Source organism: Streptococcus parapneumoniae (genome assembly GCF_037076355.1).
Lineage (GTDB): Bacteria > Bacillota > Bacilli > Lactobacillales > Streptococcaceae > Streptococcus > Streptococcus parapneumoniae.
In genome coordinates this window covers 487,658-503,095 of record NZ_AP026968.1, presented here as the reverse complement: position 1 = coordinate 503,095, position 15,438 = coordinate 487,658, and the positions used below count along the sequence as shown (strand labels likewise).

Here is a 15,438-nt window from a genome sequence, read left to right as displayed (position 1 = left end):
AGTATAGTAGCATTTTACACAAACTATCCTTCTACAGTCTTTCTATCTAGTGTAACAAAAAAGCAGTAATTTTTCAACTGCTCTTTCCTATTTATTTAGCATAATCTACTGCACGAAGCTCGCGAATCACGGTTACCTTGATATTTCCTGGGTAATCGAGATTGTTTTCAATTTTCTCACGAACTTTGTGAGCCAAGATTGTGACTTTGTCGTCCTTGATTTGTCCTGGATTGACCATGATACGAATTTCACGTCCTGCTTGAAGGGCAAAGCTAGTTTGTACTCCTTCAAAGCCGTTCGCAATTTCTTCCAAATCATGGAGACGCTTGATGTAGCTTTCAAGAGACTCACTACGAGCACCTGGACGGGCTGCACTCAAGGCATCTGCTGCAGCAACAATCACTGCAATGACGCTTTCGGCTTCGACATCGCCGTGGTGACTAGCAATCGTATTCACCACAACTGGATGTTCCTTGTACTTACGGGCCAATTCCATACCGATTTCAACGTGGCTACCTTCAACCTCGCGGTCAATAGCTTTCCCGATATCGTGAAGGAATCCAGCACGACGGGCAAGAGCCGCATTTTCACCAAGCTCACTCGCCATGATACCAGCCAACTTAGCCACCTCAATCGAATGGCGCAAGACATTTTGTCCATAAGAAGTACGGAACTGCAAACGTCCCATAATCTTCATCAAGTCTGGATGAAGGTTCGGCGCACCAATTTCATAGGCAGCAGCCTCACCGTATTCACGGATCTTATTGTCAATCTCTTGACGGTTTTTCTCAACCAACTCTTCGATACGAGCTGGGTGGATACGACCATCTTTGAGCAACATTTCCATCGTCATACGGGCAATCTCACGACGAATCGGGTCAAAACCTGACAAGGTCACCACTTCTGGTGTATCGTCGATAATCACATCGACCCCTGTCAAACTTTCAAAGGTACGAATGTTACGACCTTCACGACCAATAATGCGTCCCTTCATAGTATCGTCTGGCAGATGAACCGTTGAGTTTGTCGACTCCGCTACATATTCACCAGCGATACGTTGCATAGCTTGAACTAAGATGTCCTTGGCCATTTTATCAGAACGTTCCTTGACCTCTTGCTCAGCTTCGCGAATACGGCTAGCAATCTCCTTGGTCAAGTTTTCCTCTGTCTGTGCCAAGATAATATCTCGTGCTTCTGCCTGAGACAGAGCACCAATACGCTCTAGCTCTGCTTCTTTTTGTCTTTCGACTTCCTCTAATTGCTCTTCACGCGCATCAAGGTTTTTCGCTCTATCAGAAATACTTTGTTCTTTTTGTTCAAGTGTTTGTTCTTTACTCGTCAAATTGTCGTCCTTGCGGTCGAGGCTAGTAGCTCTCTCTGTCAAACGACTTTCGATTTGTTTGAGTTCTTGACGTTCTGATTTGAATTCAGCGTCCACTTCTTCACGGTATTTTCTGGCTTCTTCTTTGGCCTCCAATAGTGCTTCTTTTTTAAGAGACTTGCTTTCACGTTTGGCTTCATTAACCAGTAAATCCGCTTCACGCTCAGCTTGTCCACGTAAATTAGTTGCTTCTTGTTCAGCATTTAAAAGCATCAACTCCGCAGCTTCCTGAGATGATTTCATCTTAGCTGAGATGCTGACATATCCAATGACTAAACCAATGATGACGGCAAAAACAGCAATCGCAAGCGACATGATTTCCATGTTTTTACCTCATTTTATTGTTATTCCGAATGACATACATTCTTTTACATTCTACCATAAAAAAGTGATTTTCACAAACCTAAAATAGAATATGTTTTGAGGAATTTGGAACACATTTGCTGAAATAAAATTGTTATTTAGAAAAGTCCACCTTTCAGTAGACTTAGTTTGTTTCTATTCTTATCGGCACTCTTCCAAAATTCTGGTCTGCTATACTTGGATTTCCTAGTTGGTAAATCTGGTCTGCTTTTTGGGTCATAGCATCCCAAGGTTCTCTGCCAATTCGGCTGACTAGATTGACCTGTCCCTTCAAGGACTTGAGGTGTTGCCTGCCTTTTTCAGTAAAGCCAAGGACATGAATGGATTCTGGCAAGTCATTTTCTCTAGCCTGCACCAAGATATAGGTCAAGAGGCGTCTGACACGCGCCTTGGTGTAGCGTTTGGTCGCAACCGCCTCGACCAATTCGTCAACAGACTGAGCTTTTTTGATAGCTTCCTTGATGCGCACTGCCATTTCTTGATTGACCTGATAGATAGTGGTTAGGTCTGGATTGGACAAGATTTGATAATGGAGCAAGGGAAAATAGTCTTCCCAGTTCACCTTACTGGCCTGCTCAAAAAGGGTAACAGAAGGCATAAAGCGTTCTAAGAAATCTTGGTCCTTCTGGTGCTGACGGAGGGCTGTTGCCGAGGCAAAGTCCACATCCTTGTCCACAGAATGATAACCTGCCCCCTGACGCTGAATTGGATGCAGTTTGATTTTACGTCCTGCAACTGCCTTGGCATAGGCCAGAGCAAGGACATGATTGGGGGTATTTCCTGAAAAATCAAGACCTGCAAATTCCTGCCACATGGCTTGGGTTTTCTGTGGATAGGAGAGGGCATCTGGCAGATTTTCCACAAATTTCTCCATCTCAGTAGCTTGCTCTGTGTATAAGTCAGCGATTTTCTGGTAATCCAGAACTTCCTCTGTCCCAAAAGCTAAAGTATCAATGCCCAACCGAGCCAAGATATCCACAGCTCCTTGACCGAAGAAATCCGCAGCCTGAACACTGACTAAAAAGGGCAATTCCACTACCAGATCCGCTCCATTTTCCAGTGCCATCTGGGCCCGTGTCCACTTGTCAACGATAGCAGGCTCTCCACGTTGCATGAAATTTCCAGACATGGCTACGATTTTCAGTCCCTCAGCCTGATCCAGCAGGTATTTATGCCCATTATGAAAAGGATTAAACTCCGCGATAATACCTGTGATGGTCATAGTGATCTCCTACTTCTGCGCGACAAAAAACCAACGGGTACTTGTCTCTGTCGGCTCCTTGTCCTCAAAGTCTGCATAGAGTTTGAAAGACTTAAATCCAGCCTGTTCCAGCAAAATATCATAGGTCAAGACTTCATAGGTCCGCTCCTCATGCACCTCATCGTGACGACTAAAGGAGCCGTCCGCTTCCTTGACAAAGAAAGTCAGCTCATGCACGATGGAGTGAGGCGCCGCATCCTCATAGGTATCCCAAAGCATGGCGAAATCTTCCACATTTTCATGGTAGGAATAGCCTGGAAAAACCTCATCCGTCTGGTAAGTCGAATGCACATCAAAGATGAAAACTCCGTCTTCGTTGAGGGCATTATACACTTCCTTAAAGACGTCCCCTACTTCCACCTCATCCTGCATGTAGCAGATTGAGTCCGAGTAACACGTGACAAAGTCGTATTGACCTGCCTTAGACAAATCCAGCATATTGCCTTCCATAAAATCAATCTTTTGTTTGGCTGAAGAAGCTCTCTTCTCAGCAATCTTCAACATATCCGCACTCAAATCAAGCCCAGTCACATCAAAACCAGCTTGAGAAAAGCGAACAGACTGGATACCTGTTCCACAAGCCAATTCCAAGAGTTTCTTTCTCTCCTTAGTTTTTGGCAAATGACGCAGCGAAAAATCAGTCCATTTGTCGTATAAACTGTCATCCATGACCGCATCATAGACCGCCGCAAAAGTTTCATAAGTTGCCATAATCATGATACCAAGAGCCTCCATGGCAAACACCACTCGCTCTTTACCTTTCTATCAATTTTTCTAAAATAAGCAAAGAAACCCAGTTGACTACAACTGAGTTCAATTGCACACTATAGTCTTTTCGTTTGCTTTTAGTACTAGGCAACGAGTTGCAGGCATAACTGGAGTTAGGCAAAACGAGTTAACGCCGTAATAAAAGATAAAGGAAAAGACTATAAAGTTTCAGATAAATCTACAGAATGCGCCTCATGCCATAGTTTTTCCAGATTATAGTGGGCACGCATTTCTTCTGAGAAGATATGCACAACGACAGCACCGAGGTCTAGCAAGACCCATCCCCCAGCTGCATCGCCTTCGATATGGCTGCCTTTAAAACCAGCTTCCGCTACTTTTTCACGGATATTGTCAGCGATAGCATCCAACTGACGGCTATTCATTGAACTAGTAATAACAAAGTAATCCGTCACGCTAGTCAAATCTTGTACATCAAGTGCGAGGATATCCTCCGCACGTTTCTCATCAGCCGCTTTCACGACTAGTTCTAGTAATTCTTTTTCGTTCATTTAGTCCTCTTTCAAATAGTACACAAAGGCGTTATAGGTTTCAAGAGTTTGGGGATAGATGGGGAATCCCTGATGAGCTAGATGCTCTACGGTACGAGATGTTTCATAGGCCACTGCCTTATCAAGCGATAGACTTGCAATCTCACGCGCCACATTTACTCCAGGAAAGGCTCGATTGTGCTCGATATAGTCTGCGACGTAGATGACCTTATCAAGATCTGTCATCTGACCAGCCCCAACTGTATGGATTTCAATGGCTCGTATAATTTCAGAATCATGCAAATCCAAGTCTTCTTGAATCTTGTAAATTCCGACCATACCATGCCAGACATTATTGCCCCAGTTTTTGAGGTCAGGGTCTAGCTGATAACGGTCAATCAAATCCAGAAATTCCTGATCTGACAACTTCTTAGCATAGTCATGAAGAAGGCCTGCTAGACCTGCTTTCTCGGTATCGACTCCAAATCGCTGAGCTAATTCCATAGCGGCACGCTCCACACCTAGACAATGGGTTAGACGTTTCTCAGGTAGAAGCTCTGCCATTTTTTCCAACAAAGCCTCACGAGAGCAGTTGATATGGTCTTGATAGGCCATCAGTAAAGCCCCTCCTTCTCGATATAGTCTAGCACTGGCTGAGGTAGGAGAAAGTTGGGTTTCCGTCCTTGGGCAAGGAAGTCACGCACCATGCTGGATGAGATATCCATGAGAGGTACATCCACCCAGATAACTGGATAGGAAGTCCCTGCCTTGTAGCGTGGGCGCTGAACTCCCACAAACTGAACCATATCTACCAGTTCATCAATTCGGTACCACTTGGGCAGATAGTCCACCATGTCGGCACCGATGATAAAATAATAATCTGTATCTGGATTCTTCTCAGTTAGAAGCTTCATGGTGTCGTAGGTGTAAGAAATGCCCTTGCGCTCCAACTCAATGGTTTCAATGGCTAGTCCTTCAATCCCCTCAATCGCCAACTCAAGCATCTTGAGACGATGGTGTTCAGGGATGGTTTCCTTTTTATCTACATGAGGAGGTTGGTATTCAGGCATGAGCAGAACCTGGTCCAATCCCAACTGCTGGCGTACTTGATCCGCAACAATAAGATGGGCATTGTGAACAGGGTTAAAATTCCCCCCTAAAATCCCAACTTGTTTGCGTTTTTTCTCCTTGATTTCTGGCTCCAACTCTATCTTAGTAAAGGGAGTCAATAATTCGATTGCCATAGGCTAGTCTCCTTTATTTCTCTGTAAAAAACAGTTGTTTGGAGTATGGGGGTCAAATTTCTTTGACTTTTTTAGAAATCTTGCGATTCTCTTTCTTGCTGGATTGTTTAAACAAAATCAAGATGCGTCCGATTTTTTGGACTGTATCCACACCGATTTCTTCTTCCAAAATTTCAGCTACTTCGTGGATATTTTCATCGGTGTTTTGCAAAAGAGTAACCTTGATCAATTCACGGGCATCAAGAGCCTGACGGACGCTGGTTTTGATTTGGTCGTTGAGTCCATTTTTCCCGATTTGGATGATGGGTTTGAGGGTGTGTGCCTGACTGTTGAGGAAGGCACGTTGTTTTGATGTTAATGACATAATTTCTTTAAAAGAGTTTCTTTTTATACTTTTCTGAAGTGGTGACGGACGTCAGCAAAGTCCTTCGGACTTTCATGACTAAAATTTGAGCCTAAGGTCTCAAATTTTCCGCAGTTGGTACAATCACTTGTACCAACTAGCACCACAGCGAAAAGTATTCCCTATGGGGCTCGCCCTGCTCGTCCGAGTTCAGAAAACCCTTTCCTTTCTGTGTTTAAATAATTGCTTTTCGTGTGACGACGGCGACGCCTTCTGGTGCCCAGACGGCGACTTTTGCGGTGCCTGTTACGCGAATCCAGCCGAGTCCAGAGATGACTAGGTCTGTCTTGTCCTTAATGTTAAAGACATGTTGGACTAGTTTTGGAAAATCTTCTTTTTCCTTGCTATTTGGTGGGGTTAGAAGAGTTCCAAGGTGCTTGTCGTAGAAAGCACCAGCGCCTTCAAGCTTAGTACGATGGAGTTTCAATTCATTGTCAAAGAAGGCAGTGAAACCTTGCTTCTCACCCGCAATGAAGTCAAAACGTCCGAGACCACCTAAAAATAGAGTTTGTTCAGGATTGAGCTGATAGGTTTTAGGTTTGATTTCCTTTTTAGGGCTGACATACTTGAGGTTTTTGGCCGTCAAGTAGTGGGCCATCTGGTGGCGGTGGATAATCCCCGGCGTATCGTAGATATAAGATCCGTCGTCAAGCGGAATCTCAATCTTATCCAAGGTTGTCCCTGGGAAACGCGAAGTCGTAATGACATTCTGATCACCCGTGATTTCTTGGATAATGGCATTGATTAGAGTTGATTTTCCAACGTTGGTCACACCGACCACATAGACATCACGGCCCTTACGGTAGTGTTCAATCTTGTCGATGACTTCCTTAATGGCATATTTGTTTTGTGCTGAAGTTAGGACGACATCGACTGGACGAAGACCTTCTTCGTGGGCACGTTCCATGAGCCACTGGCTAATCTTGCTCGGCTTAACTGACTTAGGCAGGATATCTTTTTTATTCCCGACCAAGAGGACATCATTACCCGATACAAAACGTGGCAAACCTGGGATAACAGAGCCATTAAAGTCAAAGATGTCAATGACATTTACCACCAAGGCATCACTATCTCCCACCTCGTGCAAGAGTTTGAGGAAATCATCGTCCGTCAACTGGACATCCGTGATTTCATTGTAGTGGCGGAGACGGAAACAGCGTTGGCAATAGACTTCGCCAGTCTCCAAACCTTTTTCGAGTGCCGACTGGGGAGTAAAGCCAAGACCAGCCTTGTCTGTCGTCTGAATGGTTGCTCCACAACCAATACAGAGAATTTCTTCCATAGTTAAATTCCTTTTTTATATGTAATCGGTCCGTACGTTTCAGTGATTTTTCGCATCACACGACGCTCACGAGCTCGGTTAATCTGTGTTTTAATCGAGTCATGTTGGACCAAGGGTTTGACTAAAATCGAGCGAATGCCAGCACGGTGGGCTGCTCGTATATCTGTCATGAGCTGGTCGCCAACCATGACCACTTCGCTTTTCTCATAGTGGAATTCCTTCATGGCACGGTCAATCCCAAATGTGAAGGGTTTCAGAGCCCAATAGACGTAATCAATTCCAAACTTCTCAACTGCTCTTTGGACGCGTTTCTTAGTGTTATTTGAGACTACGATAATGCGAATGCCCGCGTCCCGAAGATCATGTAGCCATTGCTTCATCTCTGGCGTCCCATCAGGGTTGTTCCAAGCAATGAGGGTATTATCCAAATCGACCAAAACAGCCTTGATTCCCTGCGCCTGCAGGCTTGGGACTGTCAGATCATAAACTGCTTCCACAGCAAAATCTGGCATGTAATTTTCAATCGCCATTCTGGCTCCTTCTCTTTTATTTTCTAGTAATTTTCTTCATCCATTGAGATAAGGCTGCCCATAAAATCAAGCTAGCCATTAAGATATAAATCCAAGCATTTGGCTCTTCTGTAAATGGTAGAGGAACATTCATTCCGAAGAAACCTGTAATAACCGCAAGTACTGCTAGTAAGACGGAGATAATAGTCAAAATTGACAAACTATCATTCAAGTTATTGTTTAGGATGTTGTTGTAAGAAGCTGAGAGTTGTTGCAAGACTTGAGAAATCAAGTCTGTCATAGACACCAACTGATGGGCTTCAATCATGGCATCATCAAACTGCTCTCGTTCGACATCATTAAATCTCCGATAAAGAGCATGGCCCTGGATATGTTCCAAGAGGAGTCGATTTTGTTTTGCTGCTGCTGTCAAGTAAACCATACCAGTCTCCAAGTCAGAGAGGGCGAAGAGATTTTTCTTTGTTGTAGTTTGACGTAGCAAGGCACTAATTTCGTCCTTACTTTTATCCATCTCTTCAATAACAGGATAATAAGCGTTACTGATAATCTCTAAACCAGCAAAGAGAAACTTGTAAATAGAAAGCGACTCATGGCTATCCAGATAAGCTGACATCTGATCAATGACATAAGCATTCTTATGGTTGCTGATGGTAATCATTCGTTGTCTTTCGACGATAAAGGTCATGGGAATCGCTTCATAATATTCTTTGTCTTTTTCTAAATCAAGAACATTATAAATAAAGGTTACCGTCTCCGTTTCACGGTTATAATCCATATGAGCTCGTTCATTTCTATCCAGAGCATACTCAATGGTTTCCTTGTCCAATCCATAGATGTCAGAAAGATCTTCCATATTTTTAATCTTATCCACATCAAGGTCTATCCAAATACAACCATTGCCCAACTGCTTTTCTAAAAACATCTTTTTTTCTCCTTTATTAAACTCTTTCTATTGTACCACAAATTACTTAAAATAACAGGTCTAGTCTGTGCGTGAGAAATTGCTAACAACCGTGATATTTCGGTTAGGGACAAAGTGAAGGGCTTGCTCCTCGCTACGAAGCTGGGTCGTACGAATTCCCACGCTGACGACCTTGCCCGATACAGTAATAGGACCATTTGTCAGAACGACCTCATCTCCCACATCCAGTTGACGTTCAAAAAGGATGAAAAAGCCATTGATGACATCAGACAGAAAACCTTGGGCTCCCATCCCAATGGCCACCCCAGCAATCCCAGCTCCAGCCAACAAACTAGATACAGGTAAGCCTAAAATCGATAAAATACAGTAGAGTAAAAAGAAATATAGCGTATAATTAAACACATTTTCTAGTAAACGCGCAATAGTCTTTTGGCGCCCGACATCATGATGAGACATTTTTAGAGAAGGTTTGACAATTCTCTGCACCATAGTATGAAGCATTTTTTTAGCAATATAAAATACAATCAAAAGCAGTAAAAGAGAAATGATCTTGGTGAGAATATTCTCGATAATAGTTGTCACATCTAGCTTTTCAATATAAGCTTGAATAAATTTTTGCATATAAAACTCCTTTATTTCATTATACCATACTTTTATCGGTCTCATTCTCCATAAATATTCAAAAAATAGACAGAAAATTCTTGATTTTGCCTATCATTTATACTATAATCATAATCACTACATAAAAAGGAGATTATTATGAAAAGAATCATTCATGCTTGGAATAAGGCAAGCCTTGTCAAGCGTATCTTGATTGGTATGCTTTGTGGGGGAATCCTAGGACTGACCCTTCCTAATCTCTCAGGAATTGGGCTACTCGGGGATTTATTCGTCGGAGGTCTAAAAGCTGTTGCTCCTATCCTAGTCTTTGCCCTCGTTGCCAATGCCCTTTCCCAACATCAAAAGGGGCAAGATAGCAATATGAAAACTGTTATTTTCTTGTATATCCTAGGGACTTTCGCTGCTGCTCTTGTAGCTGTACTAGCAAGTTTCATCGTCCCTATTGAAATTACCCTAAATAGTGCCAATACTGAAATTGCACCACCAGATGGGATTGGGCAGGTCCTCAGCAACCTCTTGCTCAAACTGGTTGACAATCCAGTCAATGCCCTCATTACTGCCAACTACATCGGTATCCTATCTTGGGCAGTTGTTTTCGGAATTGCCATGAGAGAAGCCAGCAAAAATAGTAAAGAATTGCTAAAAACTATCGCTGACGTGACTTCTAAAATTGTCGAATGGATCATCAACCTGGCTCCATTTGGAATCCTTGGTCTTGTCTTCAAAACTATTTCCGATAAGGGAATCGGAAGCCTTGCCAACTACGGTATTTTATTGGTTCTATTAGTAACGACTATGCTTTTTGTTGCCCTTGTGGTCAACCCTTTGATTGCCTTCTTCTTTATGAGACGCAATCCTTACCCTCTAGTTTGGAACTGCCTCCGTGTCAGCGGTGTGACAGCCTTCTTCACTCGTAGTTCTGCGGCTAACATTCCTGTCAACATGAAACTCTGCCATGACCTCGGGCTAAACCCAGATACCTATTCTGTTTCTATCCCACTTGGTTCTACTATCAACATGGCAGGGGCAGCGATTACCATTAACGTTTTGACCCTTGCTGCAGTAAATACTCTGGGAATCCCTGTTGACTTTGCCACAGCCTTTGTCCTCAGTGTAGTAGCAGCTATCTCAGCCTGTGGTGCTTCTGGTATTGCGGGAGGTTCCCTCCTTCTTATCCCAGTTGCTTGTAGCCTTTTCGGTATTTCTAACGATATTGCCATGCAAGTTGTTGGGGTTGGATTTGTGATTGGGGTCATCCAAGACTCATGTGAAACAGCCCTTAACTCTTCTACAGATGTTCTCTTTACCGCCGTTGCCGAATACGCAGCAGCCCGTAAAAAATAACTCATAAAGGCAAGCCTGCTCAGGTTTTGTCTTTTGCTCTTTTATTCTAACTTATACTCTTCGAAAATCAAATTCAAACCACGTCAGCTTCGCCTTGCCGTACTCAAGTACTGCCTACGGCTAGCTTCCTAGTTTGCTCTTTGATTTTCATTGAGTATTATCAGGAAATTCTTATGTCTATTAGCCAACGTACGACCAAGCTCATCTTAGCTACCTGCCTTGCCTGCCTGCTTGCTTATTTTCTCAATCTTTCCTCAGCAGTTTCGGCCGGAATTATCGCTCTCTTGAGCCTATCTGATACGCGTAGAAGTACTTTAAAACTGGCTCGCAATCGACTCTTTTCCATGCTCCTAGCTCTGGCTATCGGTGTTCTAGCTTTTCACCTGAGCGGATTTCATATCTGGAGCCTCGGCCTCTATCTAGCCCTCTATGTTCCCCTGACCTATAAGATGGGCTGGGAAATTGGCATCACACCAAGTAGCGTGTTGGTTAGCCATCTCTTGGTGCAAAAATCAACCTCTCCAGACCTTCTAGTCAATGAATTCCTTCTCTTTGCTATCGGTACAGGATTTGCCTTACTGGTCAATCTCTACATGCCTTCACGAGAAGAGGAAATCCAGCACTACCACACGCTGGTGGAAGAAAAGTTAAAAGATATCCTCCAGCGTTTCAAATATTATTTATCCAGAGGGGATGGACGCAACCGAGCACAGTTGGTAGAGGAATTAGACACACTTTTAGAAGAAGCCCTCAGACTGGTCTATTTGGATCACTCTGACCACCTCTTTCACCAAACCGACTACCATATCCACTACTTTGAGATGAGACAGCGACAAAGTCGTATCCTGCGAAATATGGCCCACCAAATCAACACCTGTCACCTAGCTGCCAGTGAAAGCCTGATTTTGGCCCAACTCTTTTCAAAAATTGCTAGTCAACTAAGCCAGACCAATCCTGCTTCTGATTTGCTAGATGAAATTGAACGCTATCTGGAAGTCTTCCGGAACCGCAGTCTGCCCAAGACAAGAGACGAATTTGAAACCCGTGCCACCCTTCTTCAACTCCTACGTGAAGCCAAAACCTTCATCCAAGTAAAAGTTGATTTTTACCAAAAATATGGACAGTAAAAAAGAAAACCACTAAAAAACAGAACTTGCTAGCTCTTTTGAAAAGTAGTATAATTATTGCATGCACAATCATCTTGTGATGCAGAGACTGTCCGTAAATGGACTTTCTTCTATTTACAACTCTAAAAAGAAAGGAGATACTATGACCTATTTGGAAAAATGGTTTGACTTCAATCGGCGTCAGAAAGAAATTGAAAGTCTCTTGGAAGAGACCATTGCCCAGAAGAGCGAGCAAAGTCTGACCTTGAAAGAGTTTTACCTGCTCTACTATCTGGACTTGGCTGAAGAAAAATCTCTACGCCAGATTGACCTGCCAGATAAGCTTCATCTGAGCCCGAGCGCTGTTTCTCGGATGGTGGCTCGTTTGGAAGCTAAAAATTGCGGTCTGCTCAGTCGCATGTGTTGCCATCAAGATAGACGCTCTAGTTTTATCTGCCTGACAAGTGATGGGCAAAAGACACTGACCTCGCTACAAAAGGCTGTCGAAGCAAGCTTGGAAACTGGTTTGGATTTCTTGATTTGAGATGATTTTAGAAAAAAGTTGCGTGCGCAATCATTTTTCTTGACATTCTCTTCTACAAGGAGTAAAATAAAGTCATCATTAAACAAAGGAGTTTTAAACATGATTGAAATCACCTATTTAGATGCCAGCAAGAACGAAAGAACTGTGACTTTCGAGTCTTATGAAGACTTTGATCGTTCGCAGCAAGCTTGCCTTATCGGCGTCGCAGACTACTACCCTGTCCAAAAATTGACTTATAAGGGTCATGATTTGGACTACCATGGGACTTATGGAGACATCTTCTTCTATCTCAAGAAACAAGATTTAAGCCAATATAACTAAAAAAGGAGAAATACAATGGCAAAAGCAATTACAGATGCAACATTCGAACAAGAAACAAAAGACGGTTTGGTCTTGGTAGACTTCTGGGCAACTTGGTGTGGTCCATGTCGTATGCAAGGTCCAATCTTGGATAAATTGTCTGAAGAACTTTCAGAAGATGTCTTGAAAATCGTTAAAATGGACGTTGATGAAAATCCAAACACAGCTCGTGCTTTTGGAATCATGTCTATCCCAACTCTTCTCTTCAAAAAAGACGGCCAAGTTGTCAAACAAGTTGCTGGTGTTCACACAGCAGAACAAATCAAGGCCATCGTTGCTGAATTGAGCTAATCAAACTAGAGACCAAGTACTTTCTTTGGTCTCTTTTTTCTTGCTCTTTGCCATTTTTCAAAAAATATGCTAGACTGTAAGTAGAATATTACGATGTTTGGGACATGCCATCGCTAAAAAAAACCTTGACTTGGTATTTTTTAGCTCCCTCAAGGGAGCTTTTTGCGTGCTCTGAACATTTCCCATTTTGGAAGGAGTACTATGAAACGTCAATCTGCCTTGGTCGTCTTTAGTGGCGGTCAAGATTCTACAACCTGCCTCTTTTGGGCTAAAGAACACTATGAAACAGTCGAAGCTGTCACCTTTGCCTATGGCCAACGCCACCATCTTGAAATTCAAGTTGCCCAAGAAATCGCTAAGGAACAGGGGATTCGCCATCACATCCTAGATATGTCTCTGCTGGGACAAATCACTGAAAATGCCCTGACCTCTGATATGGAGATTGAGCAAAAAGAAGGAGAGATTCCCAATACCTTCGTTGATGGTCGCAACCACCTCTTTCTATCCTTTGCGGCTGTTCTTGCTAAGCAACGGGGCATTAAAGACATCGTGACAGGTGTCTGCGAGACAGACTTCTCAGGCTACCCCGATTGTCGAGATGTCTTTGTCAAATCCCTTAATGTTACCCTCAACCTTGCTATGGATTACGACTTTGTTATCCAAACACCTCTCATGTGGCTGGACAAGACTGAAACTTGGGAATTGGCTGACCAACTCGGTGCCTTTGACTATGTTCGTGAAAAGACCTTAACCTGCTACAACGGAATTATAGGGAGTGGCTGTGGAGATTGCCCAGCCTGCCACCTACGTCAACATGGTCTAGATGTTTATCTCTCACAGAAAGGAAAGGACTAATGTTTTTTGCACCCAAAGAAATCAAACAGGAAACTGGGGAGTCTCTGGTCTACAATCCTCACAGAACCTTGGTATCAAAAGAGTTTACCTTCGATGCTGCCCACCACCTCTTTCACTATGAGGGAAAATGTAAGTCCCTGCACGGCCACACCTATCATTTGCAGATTGCTGTCAGTGGATTTTTAGATGAACGTGGCATGACCTACGATTTCGGAGACATCAAAGCGATCTACAAGAACTACTTAGAGCCCCACCTGGACCATCGCTATCTCAATGAAACTCTTCCCTATATGAACACGACTGCTGAAAATATGGTTTACTGGATTTTCCAAACCATGAGTCAAGAGTTGCCAGACGAGCGCGGTCTCCGTTTGGAATACGTTCGCCTCTATGAGACTCCGACTGCCTTTGCAGAGTTTAGACGGGAGTGGTTAGATGACTAGGGAACGTGTCCTCAAACTACCAGTTCTGGAAATTTTTGGCCCAACCTTTCAAGGTGAAGGCCGTGCTATCGGGCAGAAAACCATGTTTGTCCGCACTGCTGGTTGCGACTACCACTGCGACTGGTGCGATTCTGCCTTTACTTGGGATGGCTCTGAAAAGCCAACTCGTATGACAGCTGACGAGGTCATTGCTGAGTTGGATAAATTGGGGAACTACGACTATGTCACCCTGTCTGGGGGAAATCCTGCTATCCTAGCAGCCAATATGGCCGAATTGGTCACTAAGCTCAAGGAACGCGGTGTCACCCTTGCTGTCGAGACTCAAGGTTCTCGCTGGCAAAATTGGTTAAAAGACATCGACCAAGTCACCCTGAGTCCCAAACCTCCTTCATCCAAGATGGAAGTCAACTTTGAGACCTTGGACTTTATCGTTTCCCAACTGGATCCAGACAAGGTCACCTTTAAAATCCCTGTCTTTGATGATGCAGATTTAGCCTTTGCTAAAGGAATACAAGAACGCTACCAACCAGATGTCCTCTTCTTATCGGCTGGAAATCCTGAGCCCAAGGCCACAGGCAATATTATCCAAGATCAACTGAACCGTCTCAAAGAACTCTGGGAACGCGTCGCTACTGACGATAGCTGGGGCAATGTCCGCGTCCTTCCTCAACTCCATACCCTCCTCTACGATAACCAACGTGGTGTTTAAGATTAGAAAGAAAAAATCATGTCACAACAAGAAGAAATGAAAAACCTAAGCCTCCTCGGCAACAAAGAAACCAACTATATCTTTGACTATCAACCAGATGTCCTCGAATCTTTTGACAATCGTCATGTGGAAAATGACTATTTTATCAAATTTAACTGTCCTGAATTTACCTCGCTTTGCCCTATTACCGCTCAGCCAGACTTTGCGACTATCTATATTTCCTACATCCCTGACAAGCTCTGTGTTGAGTCAAAATCCCTCAAACTCTACCTCTTTAGTTACCGAAACCACGGAGATTTCCACGAAAACTGTATCAACACCATCGGGAAAGACTTGGTCAACTTGCTAGACCCTCGCTATTTAGAAGTCTGGGGAAAATTCACTCCGCGCGGTGGCATTTCAATCGACCCCTACTACAACTACGGTAAACCTGGAACTAAGTTTGAAGGCTTGGCAGAACAACGCCTCTTCCAACACGACCTTTATCCAGAGAAAATTGACAACCGCTAAACTCATACGAAAA

General features: G+C 43.5%; 20 protein-coding genes. 9 read left to right on the top strand and 11 right to left on the bottom strand.

The window, feature by feature from the left end; all coding sequences use genetic code 11:
• Nucleotides 1–91: 91 nt before the first annotated feature.
• From SP4011_RS02760 to SP4011_RS02710, 11 genes are all read right to left on the bottom strand, one after another.
• On the bottom strand, nucleotides 92–1,705 hold the full coding sequence (locus SP4011_RS02760) for a ribonuclease Y (protein WP_000404936.1): 1,614 nt from the start codon (nucleotides 1,703–1,705) through the stop codon (nucleotides 92–94).
• A 163-nt stretch (nucleotides 1,706–1,868) separates the two neighbouring features.
• Nucleotides 1,869–2,966 (bottom strand): nucleotidyltransferase, encoded by a 1,098-nt coding sequence (locus tag SP4011_RS02755; RefSeq protein WP_112443863.1) that lies wholly within the window; start codon nucleotides 2,964–2,966, stop codon nucleotides 1,869–1,871.
• Between the two features lie 9 nt (nucleotides 2,967–2,975).
• Nucleotides 2,976–3,716, bottom strand: a complete 741-nt coding sequence (locus tag SP4011_RS02750) for a class I SAM-dependent methyltransferase (RefSeq protein ID WP_338620392.1) — start codon at nucleotides 3,714–3,716, stop codon at nucleotides 2,976–2,978.
• A 215-nt stretch (nucleotides 3,717–3,931) separates the two neighbouring features.
• Nucleotides 3,932–4,282 carry a ribosome silencing factor gene (gene rsfS, locus SP4011_RS02745; RefSeq protein WP_338619759.1) on the bottom strand — a complete coding sequence of 117 codons (351 nt, stop codon included), beginning with the start codon at nucleotides 4,280–4,282 and terminating at the stop codon, nucleotides 3,932–3,934.
• On the bottom strand, nucleotides 4,283–4,876 hold the full coding sequence (gene yqeK, locus SP4011_RS02740; RefSeq protein ID WP_112443860.1) for a bis(5'-nucleosyl)-tetraphosphatase (symmetrical) YqeK: 594 nt from the start codon (nucleotides 4,874–4,876) through the stop codon (nucleotides 4,283–4,285).
• Nucleotides 4,876–5,505, bottom strand: a complete 630-nt coding sequence (locus tag SP4011_RS02735; protein ID WP_112443859.1) for a nicotinate-nucleotide adenylyltransferase — start codon at nucleotides 5,503–5,505, stop codon at nucleotides 4,876–4,878. The genes yqeK and SP4011_RS02735 overlap by 1 nt, the downstream gene beginning before the upstream one ends.
• Before the next feature lie 52 nt (nucleotides 5,506–5,557).
• The gene (yhbY, locus tag SP4011_RS02730) at nucleotides 5,558–5,869 is read right to left on the bottom strand and encodes a ribosome assembly RNA-binding protein YhbY (protein ID WP_000060169.1); all 312 of its coding nucleotides are present in this window, start codon (nucleotides 5,867–5,869) and stop codon (nucleotides 5,558–5,560) included.
• A gap of 214 nt (nucleotides 5,870–6,083) precedes the next feature.
• A complete protein-coding gene (gene yqeH, locus SP4011_RS02725; protein WP_173282462.1) occupies nucleotides 6,084–7,190 on the bottom strand; it encodes a ribosome biogenesis GTPase YqeH in 1,107 nt (368 codons plus the stop codon).
• 2 nt (nucleotides 7,191–7,192) lie between these two features.
• Complete coding sequence (locus tag SP4011_RS02720) at nucleotides 7,193–7,720, bottom strand: YqeG family HAD IIIA-type phosphatase (RefSeq protein ID WP_125443532.1); 528 nt, start codon at nucleotides 7,718–7,720, stop codon at nucleotides 7,193–7,195.
• Nucleotides 7,721–7,736: 16 nt separating this feature from the next.
• Entirely contained in the window at nucleotides 7,737–8,642 is a 906-nt protein-coding gene (locus SP4011_RS02715) for a magnesium transporter CorA family protein (protein WP_173282461.1), read from the bottom strand.
• A 60-nt stretch (nucleotides 8,643–8,702) separates the two neighbouring features.
• Entirely contained in the window at nucleotides 8,703–9,263 is a 561-nt protein-coding gene (locus SP4011_RS02710) for a mechanosensitive ion channel family protein (RefSeq protein WP_001168881.1), read from the bottom strand.
• Between the two features lie 138 nt (nucleotides 9,264–9,401).
• Here SP4011_RS02710 and sstT point away from each other — a divergent pair, with 138 nt between their 5' ends.
• From sstT to queF, 9 genes are all read left to right on the top strand, one after another.
• Entirely contained in the window at nucleotides 9,402–10,607 is a 1,206-nt protein-coding gene (sstT, locus tag SP4011_RS02705) for a serine/threonine transporter SstT (RefSeq protein WP_119943197.1), read from the top strand.
• A 173-nt stretch (nucleotides 10,608–10,780) separates the two neighbouring features.
• Nucleotides 10,781–11,734: an aromatic acid exporter family protein gene (locus tag SP4011_RS02700; RefSeq protein ID WP_173233176.1), complete on the top strand. Its 954-nt coding sequence runs from the start codon at nucleotides 10,781–10,783 to the stop codon at nucleotides 11,732–11,734.
• 142 nt (nucleotides 11,735–11,876) lie between these two features.
• Nucleotides 11,877–12,257, top strand: coding sequence for a MarR family winged helix-turn-helix transcriptional regulator (locus SP4011_RS02695; RefSeq protein ID WP_112443854.1), 381 nt, complete (start codon nucleotides 11,877–11,879; stop codon nucleotides 12,255–12,257).
• Nucleotides 12,258–12,356: 99 nt separating this feature from the next.
• Nucleotides 12,357–12,578: a DUF4649 family protein gene (locus SP4011_RS02690; protein WP_000570253.1), complete on the top strand. Its 222-nt coding sequence runs from the start codon at nucleotides 12,357–12,359 to the stop codon at nucleotides 12,576–12,578.
• A gap of 15 nt (nucleotides 12,579–12,593) precedes the next feature.
• A complete protein-coding gene (gene trxA / locus SP4011_RS02685) occupies nucleotides 12,594–12,908 on the top strand; it encodes a thioredoxin (protein WP_001029581.1) in 315 nt (104 codons plus the stop codon).
• Nucleotides 12,909–13,109: 201 nt separating this feature from the next.
• The gene (gene queC, locus SP4011_RS02680; protein WP_164226099.1) at nucleotides 13,110–13,763 is read left to right on the top strand and encodes a 7-cyano-7-deazaguanine synthase QueC; all 654 of its coding nucleotides are present in this window, start codon (nucleotides 13,110–13,112) and stop codon (nucleotides 13,761–13,763) included.
• Nucleotides 13,763–14,206, top strand: a complete 444-nt coding sequence (queD, locus tag SP4011_RS02675; RefSeq protein WP_000464575.1) for a 6-carboxytetrahydropterin synthase QueD — start codon at nucleotides 13,763–13,765, stop codon at nucleotides 14,204–14,206. Before queC ends, queD begins: the two co-directional genes overlap by 1 nt.
• Complete coding sequence (queE, locus tag SP4011_RS02670; RefSeq protein ID WP_338619758.1) at nucleotides 14,199–14,915, top strand: 7-carboxy-7-deazaguanine synthase QueE; 717 nt, start codon at nucleotides 14,199–14,201, stop codon at nucleotides 14,913–14,915. Before queD ends, queE begins: the two co-directional genes overlap by 8 nt.
• Nucleotides 14,916–14,933: 18 nt before the next feature.
• A complete protein-coding gene (queF, locus tag SP4011_RS02665; protein WP_173233178.1) occupies nucleotides 14,934–15,425 on the top strand; it encodes a preQ(1) synthase in 492 nt (163 codons plus the stop codon).
• Nucleotides 15,426–15,438: the final 13 nt, after the last annotated feature.

Coding starts and splice junctions, on each gene's coding strand:
- SP4011_RS02695 (WP_112443854.1), top strand. CDS start 11,877: ATGACCTATTTGGAAAAATGGTTTGACTTCAATCGGCGTCAGAAAGAA.
- queF (WP_173233178.1), top strand. CDS start 14,934: ATGTCACAACAAGAAGAAATGAAAAACCTAAGCCTCCTCGGCAACAAA.
- SP4011_RS02720 (WP_125443532.1), bottom strand. CDS start 7,720: ATGGCGATTGAAAATTACATGCCAGATTTTGCTGTGGAAGCAGTTTAT.
- queE (WP_338619758.1), top strand. CDS start 14,199: ATGACTAGGGAACGTGTCCTCAAACTACCAGTTCTGGAAATTTTTGGC.
- SP4011_RS02715 (WP_173282461.1), bottom strand. CDS start 8,642: ATGTTTTTAGAAAAGCAGTTGGGCAATGGTTGTATTTGGATAGACCTT.
- queC (WP_164226099.1), top strand. CDS start 13,110: ATGAAACGTCAATCTGCCTTGGTCGTCTTTAGTGGCGGTCAAGATTCT.
- yqeK (WP_112443860.1), bottom strand. CDS start 4,876: ATGGCCTATCAAGACCATATCAACTGCTCTCGTGAGGCTTTGTTGGAA.
- SP4011_RS02760 (WP_000404936.1), bottom strand. CDS start 1,705: ATGGAAATCATGTCGCTTGCGATTGCTGTTTTTGCCGTCATCATTGGT.
- SP4011_RS02735 (WP_112443859.1), bottom strand. CDS start 5,505: ATGGCAATCGAATTATTGACTCCCTTTACTAAGATAGAGTTGGAGCCA.
- sstT (WP_119943197.1), top strand. CDS start 9,402: ATGAAAAGAATCATTCATGCTTGGAATAAGGCAAGCCTTGTCAAGCGT.
- SP4011_RS02755 (WP_112443863.1), bottom strand. CDS start 2,966: ATGACCATCACAGGTATTATCGCGGAGTTTAATCCTTTTCATAATGGG.
- yqeH (WP_173282462.1), bottom strand. CDS start 7,190: ATGGAAGAAATTCTCTGTATTGGTTGTGGAGCAACCATTCAGACGACA.
- SP4011_RS02700 (WP_173233176.1), top strand. CDS start 10,781: ATGTCTATTAGCCAACGTACGACCAAGCTCATCTTAGCTACCTGCCTT.
- SP4011_RS02710 (WP_001168881.1), bottom strand. CDS start 9,263: ATGCAAAAATTTATTCAAGCTTATATTGAAAAGCTAGATGTGACAACT.
- rsfS (WP_338619759.1), bottom strand. CDS start 4,282: ATGAACGAAAAAGAATTACTAGAACTAGTCGTGAAAGCGGCTGATGAG.
- SP4011_RS02690 (WP_000570253.1), top strand. CDS start 12,357: ATGATTGAAATCACCTATTTAGATGCCAGCAAGAACGAAAGAACTGTG.
- SP4011_RS02750 (WP_338620392.1), bottom strand. CDS start 3,716: ATGGCAACTTATGAAACTTTTGCGGCGGTCTATGATGCGGTCATGGAT.
- yhbY (WP_000060169.1), bottom strand. CDS start 5,869: ATGTCATTAACATCAAAACAACGTGCCTTCCTCAACAGTCAGGCACAC.
- trxA (WP_001029581.1), top strand. CDS start 12,594: ATGGCAAAAGCAATTACAGATGCAACATTCGAACAAGAAACAAAAGAC.
- queD (WP_000464575.1), top strand. CDS start 13,763: ATGTTTTTTGCACCCAAAGAAATCAAACAGGAAACTGGGGAGTCTCTG.